At 70.2% G+C, this 8,869-nt stretch carries 9 protein-coding genes; all 9 read left to right on the forward strand.

What is annotated here, in order from left to right; genetic code table 11:
• Window positions 1–55: 55 nt before the first annotated feature.
• The 9 genes from ftsW to ACFC09_RS40700 all read left to right on the forward strand — a co-directional run bounded on the left by ftsW (window position 56) and on the right by ACFC09_RS40700 (window position 8,790).
• Window positions 56–1,417: a putative lipid II flippase FtsW gene (gene ftsW / locus ACFC09_RS40660; RefSeq protein WP_376537232.1), complete on the forward strand. Its 1,362-nt coding sequence runs from the start codon at window positions 56–58 to the stop codon at window positions 1,415–1,417.
• Between the two features lie 6 nt (window positions 1,418–1,423).
• Window positions 1,424–2,515: an undecaprenyldiphospho-muramoylpentapeptide beta-N-acetylglucosaminyltransferase gene (gene murG / locus ACFC09_RS40665; RefSeq protein ID WP_376537234.1), complete on the forward strand. Its 1,092-nt coding sequence runs from the start codon at window positions 1,424–1,426 to the stop codon at window positions 2,513–2,515.
• A gap of 136 nt (window positions 2,516–2,651) precedes the next feature.
• Window positions 2,652–3,443 carry a cell division protein FtsQ/DivIB gene (locus ACFC09_RS40670; RefSeq protein ID WP_376537236.1) on the forward strand — a complete coding sequence of 264 codons (792 nt, stop codon included), beginning with the start codon at window positions 2,652–2,654 and terminating at the stop codon, window positions 3,441–3,443.
• Window positions 3,444–3,720: 277 nt separating this feature from the next.
• The gene (gene ftsZ, locus ACFC09_RS40675) at window positions 3,721–4,917 is read left to right on the forward strand and encodes a cell division protein FtsZ (protein ID WP_376537238.1); all 1,197 of its coding nucleotides are present in this window, start codon (window positions 3,721–3,723) and stop codon (window positions 4,915–4,917) included.
• A complete protein-coding gene (pgeF, locus tag ACFC09_RS40680; protein ID WP_376537240.1) occupies window positions 4,914–5,642 on the forward strand; it encodes a peptidoglycan editing factor PgeF in 729 nt (242 codons plus the stop codon). Before ftsZ ends, pgeF begins: the two co-directional genes overlap by 4 nt.
• A 6-nt stretch (window positions 5,643–5,648) precedes the next feature.
• Window positions 5,649–6,407 (forward strand): YggS family pyridoxal phosphate enzyme, encoded by a 759-nt coding sequence (locus ACFC09_RS40685; protein ID WP_376537242.1) that lies wholly within the window; start codon window positions 5,649–5,651, stop codon window positions 6,405–6,407.
• A 128-nt stretch (window positions 6,408–6,535) separates the two neighbouring features.
• A complete protein-coding gene (locus tag ACFC09_RS40690) occupies window positions 6,536–7,177 on the forward strand; it encodes a cell division protein SepF (RefSeq protein ID WP_376537244.1) in 642 nt (213 codons plus the stop codon).
• A gap of 49 nt (window positions 7,178–7,226) precedes the next feature.
• Complete coding sequence (locus ACFC09_RS40695) at window positions 7,227–7,511, forward strand: YggT family protein (RefSeq protein WP_376537246.1); 285 nt, start codon at window positions 7,227–7,229, stop codon at window positions 7,509–7,511.
• Window positions 7,512–7,563: 52 nt separating this feature from the next.
• Window positions 7,564–8,790: a DivIVA domain-containing protein gene (locus ACFC09_RS40700; protein ID WP_376537248.1), complete on the forward strand. Its 1,227-nt coding sequence runs from the start codon at window positions 7,564–7,566 to the stop codon at window positions 8,788–8,790.
• The last annotated feature ends 79 nt before the right edge of the window (window positions 8,791–8,869 follow it).

Consider the following 8,869-nt stretch of genomic DNA (forward strand, 5'->3'; position numbering starts at 1 on the left):
CGGATCGGGGTGCTCCCCGGCGGGAGGCTCTCCCGCGGCCGGGCAGGAGCCGGTGATGTCCGGTAGCCGTACGGGCCGTCCTCCCTTGCAGCGGTCCGTGCGGCGGCCCACGCCCTCCGTGTCGTACCGGGACCATCCGGTGCGCCGCCTGCGCAGGCGTCTGAAGAAGGCCTGGGACCGGCCGCTCACCGCGTACTACCTGATCCTCGGCGGCAGCCTGCTGATCACCGTGCTCGGCCTGGTGATGGTCTACTCGGCCTCCCAGATCAAGGCGCTCCAGCTGGCGCTGCCGGGGTCGTACTTCTTCCGCAAGCAGTTCCTGGCCGCCGTCATCGGCGGCGGGCTGATGTTCGCCGCCGCCCGCATGCCGGTGAAGCTGCACCGGGCGCTGGCCTACCCGATCCTCGCGGGCGCCGTCTTCTTCATGGCCCTGGTGCAGGTGCCGGGGATAGGGATGGCGGTCAACGGCAACCAGAACTGGATCTCCCTCGGCGGCTCGTTCCAGATCCAGCCGAGCGAGTTCGGCAAGCTCGCGCTGGTGCTGTGGGGCGCCGACCTGATCGCGCGCAAGCACGACAAGAAGCTGCTGGCGCAGTGGAAGCACATGCTGGTGCCGCTCGTCCCGGTCGCCTTCCTGCTGCTCGGGTTGATCATGCTCGGCGGCGACATGGGGACGGCGATCATCCTGACGGCGATCCTGTTCGGACTGCTGTGGCTCGCGGGGGCGCCGACCAGGCTGTTCGTCGGCGTCCTGTCGATCGCCGCCGCGCTCGGGGCGATCCTCATCAAGACGAGCGACAACCGGATGAACCGGCTCGCCTGCATCGGCGCCACCGAACCCGTGTCGGGCACCGTCGACTGCTACCAGGCCGTGCACGGCATCTACGCCCTCGCCTCCGGCGGACTCTTCGGCTCCGGCCTCGGCGCCAGTGTGGAAAAATGGGGCCAACTCCCCGAAGCCCACACCGACTTCATCTTCGCCGTCACCGGTGAGGAACTGGGCCTCGCGGGGACACTGTCGGTGCTGGCCCTCTTCGCGGCTCTAGGCTATGCGGGTATCCGCGTGGCCGGACGCACGGAGGACCCCTTCGTGAGGTATGCCGCGGGAGGCGTGACCACCTGGATCACCGCCCAGGCAGTGATCAACATCGGTGCGGTGCTCGGCCTGCTGCCGATCGCCGGCGTCCCCCTCCCGCTGTTCTCCTACGGAGGGTCCGCCCTGCTGCCGACCATGTTCGCCATCGGGCTGCTGATCGCCTTCGCGCGCGACGACCCCGCTGCGCGGGCAGCGCTTGCGGCGCGGCAACCTCGCTTTGGTAGAAAGCGGGCGAGGGGCTCCGGTCTCGGCCGGCAGCCTCGGAGATGGAACACGATGCGACGGCGTGCCCCTGCGGCGCGTCCGTCCGGAGAGCGGTGAATTTCGGTGCATGTCGTACTCGCCGGCGGGGGTACCGCGGGCCACATCGAGCCCGCGCTCGCCCTCGCGGACGCCTTGCGCAGGCAGGACCCGACCGTGGGGATCACGGCCCTGGGCACGGAGCGCGGCCTGGAGACCACGCTCGTCCCCGAGCGCGGCTACGAGCTGGCGCTGATCCCGGCGGTACCACTGCCGCGCAAGCCCACCCCCGAGCTGATCACCGTCCCGGGCAGGCTGCGCGGCACCATCAAGGCGGCCGAGCAGATCATGGAGCGCACCAAGGCGGACGCCGTCGTCGGCTTCGGCGGCTACGTCGCCCTGCCCGGCTACCTGGCGGCCAAGCGGCTCGGCGTGCCGATCGTGATCCACGAGGCCAACGCCCGGCCCGGCCTGGCCAACAAGATCGGCTCCCGGTACGCGGCCCAGGTCGCCGTCTCCACCCCGGACAGCAAGCTGCGCGGGGCCCGCTACATCGGCATCCCGCTGCGCCGTTCCATCGCCACGCTGGACCGGGCCGCCGCGCGCCCGGAGGCCCGCGCCCGGTTCGGCCTCGACCCCAACCTGCCCACGCTGCTCGTCTCCGGCGGCTCCCAGGGCGCCCGCCGCCTCAACGAAGTGGTCCAGCAGGTCGCCCCCTGGCTCCAGCAGGCCGGCGTCCAGATTCTGCACGCGGTCGGCCCGAAGAACGAGCTGCCGTATGTCCAGCAAATGCCGGGAATGCCCCCCTATATCCCGGTAAGTTACCTGGATCGGATGGACCTCGCGTACGCGGCGGCCGACATGATGCTCTGCCGCGCGGGCGCGATGACCGTCGCCGAACTCTCCGCCGTCGGGCTCCCGGCCGCCTACGTCCCGCTGCCGATCGGCAACGGCGAACAGCGCCTGAACGCCCAGCCGGTGGTGAAGGCCGGCGGCGGGCTCCTCGTCGACGACGCGGAACTCACGCCCGAGTGGGTGCAGCAGAACGTGCTGCCCGTGCTCGCCGATCCGCACCGGCTGTACGAGATGTCCCGCGCCGCGAGCGAGTTCGGCCGCCGCGACGCCGACGACCTGCTCGTCGGCATGGTGTACGAGGCCATCGCCGCGCACCGGCACTAGCATCGGCGAGTGAGCCGGAGGGACGCGCCGGTGCCGGGGCCCGAACGCGCGCGGGCGCACAGGATCGAGCACGATCGCACCCCCGGCACCCGCTCAGGCGCCCCGGAGGCGAACCGAGCCAGGAAAGGGAACGTGCGTGGCCGGACCGAGCACCGCCGAGCGCGGTGAACGCCAGCAGGAGTCGTCCGGCCCGCCGCCCGCCCGCCTGTTGAGGAAACGCCGCCTTCGTACGATCGTCATCCTGGCCGTGTCCGTACTCCTCGGGGCCGGTTGCGTCTGGCTGTTGTACGGATCGTCGTGGCTGCGCACGGACCGGGTCTCCGTCTCCGGGACGCGGGTGCTGACGCCCGAGCAGGTGCGTTCGGCCGCCGCGGTTCCGGTCGGGGGGCCGATGGTGTCGGTCGACATCGACGCGATCGAGGCCCGACTCCGCCGGAAACTGCCGCGAATTGACACGGTCGACGTCTCCCGCTCATGGCCGCACACCATCACGCTGAAGGTGATCGAACGCACTCCGGTTCTGGTCATGAAGAAGGGCGCGGGGTTCGTCGAAGTGGATGCGGAAGGTGTCCGTTTCGCCACGGTTCCCCAGGCGCCGAAGGGCGTTCCCGCACTGGAACTGGCGCTGTCCCGATCGGGTTCGGCCACCGCGAGTCTGCGGCGTTTCGGCACCGACGCCGTCGTGCGCGCCGCGGTGCGGGTCGCCGCCGACATCCCGGTCGCCGTCGCGCACACCACCAGGACCGTCAAGGTCGCTTCCTACGACGCCATCTCCCTGGAGTTGAGCGGGGGGCGCACGGTGGTGTGGGGAAGTGCCGAGAACGGCCGGGCGAAGTCCCGCGCGCTCACCGCCCTCATGAAAGCCGCACCCGATGCGCGGCACTTCGACGTCACGGTCCCCACCGCACCCGCGTCAGCAGCGAGTTGACGTACATCAGCGCAGGCCAGCACCCTGGGTGGGCACTGCTACGGCTGATCACATAGGGTGAAAAGAAAAACGGGAGGTTCGGCGTGTTCGTTGAACGTGCGCCACTTGTCGACTTAGTGTCCTGTTCGGAAGAGTCCAAGGAACAGACACACTGGTAACCCTAAACTTCAGGGTTAGGGTTCGGGTCGGCGTTCGGACCGTCCCATTCGGCATCAGTCGTCGGCTCGCGGCAGGATCGCGAGGCGGCGACACGTAATCGAGGCGAGAGGCCTTCGACGTGGCAGCACCGCAGAACTACCTCGCAGTCATCAAAGTCATCGGTGTCGGCGGCGGTGGTGTCAATGCCATCAACCGGATGATCGAAGTCGGTCTCAAGGGTGTCGAGTTCATCGCCATCAACACCGACGCGCAGGCGCTGTTGATGAGCGACGCCGACGTCAAGCTCGACGTCGGCCGCGAACTCACCCGCGGACTCGGCGCCGGCGCCAACCCGGCCGTCGGCCGCAAGGCCGCAGAGGATCACCGCGAGGAGATCGAGGAGGTCCTCAAGGGGGCCGACATGGTCTTCGTGACGGCCGGTGAAGGCGGCGGCACCGGCACCGGCGGCGCGCCCGTCGTGGCCAACATCGCGCGCTCCCTCGGCGCCCTCACCATCGGCGTGGTCACCCGCCCGTTCACCTTCGAGGGGCGGCGCCGCGCGAACCAGGCCGAGGACGGCATCGCCGAACTCCGCGAAGAGGTCGACACCCTCATCGTCATTCCGAACGACCGGCTGCTGTCCATCTCGGACCGCCAGGTCTCGGTGCTCGACGCCTTCAAGTCCGCCGACCAGGTGCTGCTCTCCGGTGTCCAGGGCATCACCGACCTGATCACCACGCCCGGTCTGATCAACCTCGACTTCGCCGACGTGAAGTCGGTCATGTCCGAGGCCGGCAGCGCCCTCATGGGCATCGGCTCGGCCCGCGGCGACGACCGCGCGGTGGCCGCCGCCGAGATGGCGATCTCCTCGCCGCTGCTGGAAGCCTCCATCGACGGCGCCCGGGGCGTGCTGCTCTCCATCTCCGGCGGCTCCGACCTCGGGCTGTTTGAGATCAACGAGGCCGCCCAGCTGGTCAGCGAGGCGGCCCACCCGGAGGCCAACATCATCTTCGGCGCGGTCATCGACGACGCCCTCGGCGACGAGGTGCGGGTCACGGTGATCGCGGCCGGCTTCGACGGCGGCCAGCCGCCGGCCCGCCGGGACAACGCCCTCGGCTCGGCCTCCGCGGGCCGCCGCGAGGAACCCGCTCCGGTGCGGCAGCCCGAGAGCCGCCCGTCCTTCGGCTCGCTGGGCAGCGTGACCCCGAAGGAGGAGGCGGAGCCCGTGCCCGCCCCGGTCAGCGAGCCCCCGGTCGCGCCGCCGGTGCCGCCGGCGCCGCGGACCTACGCGGACAGCGCGGCCGAGGAGCTGGACGTGCCGGACTTTCTGAAGTGATAGGACAGCGCGACACCGAGAACGGCGCGCACTTCGCCTTCACCGACAGGTGGGGCGGGGTGAGCGCCGTTCCGTACGAGGAGCTGAACCTCGGCGGCGCGGTCGGCGACGACCCGGCCGCCGTACGCACGAACCGCGAACTGGCCGCCAAGTCGCTCGGCATCGACCCGACGCGGGTGGTCTGGATGAACCAGGTGCACGGCGCCGGGGTCGCGGTGGTCGACGGTCCTTGGGCGGACGAGCCGGTGCCGGAGGTCGACGCGATCGTCACGGTACGGCCCGGACTCGCGCTCGCCGTGCTCACCGCGGACTGCACACCGGTCCTGCTCGCCGACCCCGTCGCCCGCGTCGCCGCCGCGGCCCACGCGGGCCGGCCCGGCCTGGTCGCCGGGGTGGTGCCCGCCGCGGTCCGGGCGATGATGGAGCTGGGCGCGGATCCCGCCCGGATCGTCGCCCGCACCGGACCCGCGGTCTGCGGCCGGTGCTACGAGGTACCGGAGGCGATGCGTGCCGACGTCTGTGCCACCGAACCGGCGGCGCACTCCGCGACGAGCTGGGGCACACCGGCGGTCGACGTGAGCGCCGGCGTGCACGCACAGCTCGAACGGCTCGGGGTGCGCGATCGGGCGCAGTCACCGGTGTGCACGCTGGAGTCGGACGATCACTTCTCGTACCGCCGCGACCGCACCACCGGGCGGCTCGCGGGCTATGTGTGGCTGGACTGATAGGGCATGACGGACCGTAAGGCTGAACTCGCCGCAAATCTGGCGAAGGTGGAGGAACGGATCGCCGCGGCGTGCACGGCGGCGGGGCGCGCGCGGGAGGAGGTGACCCTGATCGTGGTCACCAAGACCTACCCGGCGAGCGATGTGCGGATCCTCTCGCACCTCGGTGTGCGGCACGTGGCCGAGAACCGCGACCAGGACGCCGCGCCCAAGGCCGCCGTCTGTGCGGATCTGCCTCTCACCTGGCACTTCGTCGGTCAGTTGCAGACCAACAAGGTGCGCTCCGTGGTCGGTTACGCGGATGTCGTGCAGTCCGTCGACCGTTCCCGGCTCGTCGCGGCGCTCTCGAAGGAGGCCGTGCGCACCGGCCGCGAGGTGGGCTGCCTCATCCAGGTCGCGCTCGACGCGGCGGACCCGACGGGCCCGGCGGCACCGGTGTCACCGGCCGGGGGAGCGGCCGGTGGCGAGCGCGGCGGCGTGGCGCCGGGTGGAATCGAAGAGTTGGCCGATCTCGTCGCCGGTGCTCCGGGGCTGCGGCTCGACGGGCTGATGACCGTCGCCCCGCTCACCGGTCAGTACGCGGGGCGTCAACGAGCGGCGTTCGATCGGTTGATGGTTTTGTCGACCGACCTGCGTCGAGCCCATCCGGCTGCGAACATGGTGTCAGCGGGGATGAGTGCGGACCTCGAACAGGCCGTGGCCGCCGGGGCGACACATGTGCGCGTCGGCACCTCGGTACTCGGAGTCCGCCCCAGGCTCGGGTAACGTCGCCAAGAAGTCGGACCACAGCAGAAAATATGGTCAATGTCGTCGAAAGGCGGCGCAACGACCTCGTGGATCGCAGGCACTTGGCAGTCGTCAGTCGATCCACCACAGAGCGGAGGACTCAGAGCATGGCCGGCGCGATGCGCAAGATGGCGGTCTACCTCGGCCTCGTGGAGGACGATGGGTACGACGGCCGGGGATTCGACCCCGACGACGACTTCGAGCCCGAACTGGACCCGGAGCCGGAGCGGGACCACCGACGGCACGAGCCGTCACACCAGTCGCACGGGTCACATCAGTCCCAAAGGGACGAATCGGCACGCGTGCTGCAACCACCGGCACCACGCGAACCGGTGTCCCATTCCGCTTCGCTGTCCGCGGAATCCGGGCGTCCTGCGCGCATCGCGCCCGTGGCGTCCATCACACAAGAACGTCAGTCCCTGGAGAAGAACGCACCGGTGATCATGCCCAAGGTCGTGTCGGAACGAGAGCCTTACCGGATCACCACGTTGCACCCCCGGACCTACAACGAGGCCCGTACCATCGGGGAACACTTCCGTGAGGGCACCCCGGTGATCATGAATCTGACTGAGATGGACGACACAGACGCGAAGCGACTTGTCGACTTTGCCGCGGGATTGGTGTTTGGTCTTCATGGCAGCATCGAGCGGGTGACGCAGAAGGTGTTCCTGTTGTCTCCTGCTAACGTCGATGTCACGGCGGAGGACAAGGCCCGAATCGCAGAGGGCGGGTTCTTCAACCAGAGCTGAGACACAACACCGGACAGCGCGCGGAACAGGGGAGAGGGAAGCACGGATCATGAGTGTGTTCCTGGACGTGATCTACATCGCGTTGATGTGCTTCCTCATCGTGCTCATCTTCCGGTTGGTCATGGACTACGTCTTCCAGTTCGCCCGCTCGTGGCAACCCGGCAAGGCGATGGTGGTCATTCTGGAGGCCACCTACACTGTCACCGATCCACCGCTCAAGCTTCTGCGGCGGTTCATCCCGCCGCTGCGTCTCGGGGGCGTGGCGCTCGACCTGTCCTTCTTCGTACTGATGATCATCGTCTACATCCTGATCGCGATCGTGAGTCGGCTGTGAGCGATGTGAACTACCGTCTTGCCGAAGCCGACGACTACGTTGAGGTGAAGAGATGCCGTTGACCCCCGAGGACGTGCGGAACAAGCAGTTCACGACCGTCCGCCTCCGAGAAGGCTATGACGAGGACGAGGTCGATGCCTTCCTCGACGAGGTCGAAGCCGAGTTGACCCGTCTGCTCCGTGAGAACGAGGACCTGCGCGCCAAGCTGGCGGCCGCCACGCGTGCCGCCGCCCAGAACCAGCAGAACATGCGCAAGCCTCCGGAACCGGACCAGCAACAGGGCATGCGAGGTCCCGGCGCTCCGGTGCCCGCCGGCATATCGGGCCCGCCGCAGCAGCAGATGGGTGGCCCCATGGGTGGCCCGCCCCAGCTGCCGAGCGGTGCCCCGCAGCTGCCCGCCGGACCCGGTGGTCAGGGTCCCGGCCCGCAGGGACCGGGTCAGCAGGGCCCCGGCCCGATGGGTCAGGGTCCGATGGGCCAGGGCCCCGGCCCGATGGGTCAGGGTCCGATGGGCCAGGGCCCCGGCCCGATGGGTCAGGGCCCCATGGGTCAGGGCCCGATGGGTGGCCAGCCCCCCATGCAGCAGCAGATGGGTGGCCCGATGGGCGGGCCCATGGGTGGTCCGATGGGCGGCCCCGGTCAGGGTGGCGGCCCGATGGGCGGCCCCGGTCAGGGCCCCGGCGGCGACAGTGCCGCCCGTGTCCTCTCGCTGGCCCAGCAGACCGCCGACCAGGCGATCGCCGAGGCCCGCTCCGAGGCGAACAAGATCGTCGGCGAGGCCCGCAGCCGCGCCGAGGGCCTGGAGCGTGACGCCCGTGCCAAGGCCGACGCCCTGGAACGGGACGCGCAGGAGAAGCACCGTGTCGCCATGGGCTCCCTGGAGTCCGCGCGCGCCACGCTGGAGCGCAAGGTCGAGGACCTGCGCGGCTTCGAGCGCGAGTACCGTACGCGCCTGAAGTCGTACCTGGAGTCGCAGCTGCGCCAGCTGGAGACCCAGGCCGACGACTCGCTGGCTCCGCCGCGCACCCCGGCCGCCCCGTCGCTGCCGCCGTCCCCGGCGCCTTCCATGGCCCCGGCCGGTGCCGGTGCCTCGTCCTACGGCGGCAACCAGACGATGGGCGGCCCGCCCGCGCCGCCCGCCCCGTCCTACGGCGGTCAGCAGCAGATGTCCCCGGCGATGACCCAGCCGATGGCTCCCGTCCGTCCGCAGGGCCCCGGTCCGATGGGCCAGGCTCCCTCGCCGATGCGCGGGTTCCTCATCGACGAGGACGACAACTGAGGGCCGCCGCACGGTAAGGAGTACGCCGTAGGCGTCGGCAGCGTTCACTAGGGCGGGGCCCCGGATCGAAATCCGGGGC

This window comes from Streptomyces sp. NPDC056161, assembly GCF_042268025.1.
GTDB lineage: Bacteria > Actinomycetota > Actinomycetes > Streptomycetales > Streptomycetaceae > Streptomyces.

What these genes read in the sequence shown, in the direction of transcription:
- ACFC09_RS40690 (WP_376537244.1), top strand. Translation starts at nt 6,536, where the DNA reads ATGGCCGGCGCGATGCGCAAGATGGCGGTCTACCTCGGCCTCGTGGAG.
- ftsW (WP_376537232.1), top strand. Translation starts at nt 56, where the DNA reads ATGTCCGGTAGCCGTACGGGCCGTCCTCCCTTGCAGCGGTCCGTGCGG.
- ACFC09_RS40685 (WP_376537242.1), top strand. Translation starts at nt 5,649, where the DNA reads ATGACGGACCGTAAGGCTGAACTCGCCGCAAATCTGGCGAAGGTGGAG.
- ACFC09_RS40700 (WP_376537248.1), top strand. Translation starts at nt 7,564, where the DNA reads ATGCCGTTGACCCCCGAGGACGTGCGGAACAAGCAGTTCACGACCGTC.
- ACFC09_RS40695 (WP_376537246.1), top strand. Translation starts at nt 7,227, where the DNA reads ATGAGTGTGTTCCTGGACGTGATCTACATCGCGTTGATGTGCTTCCTC.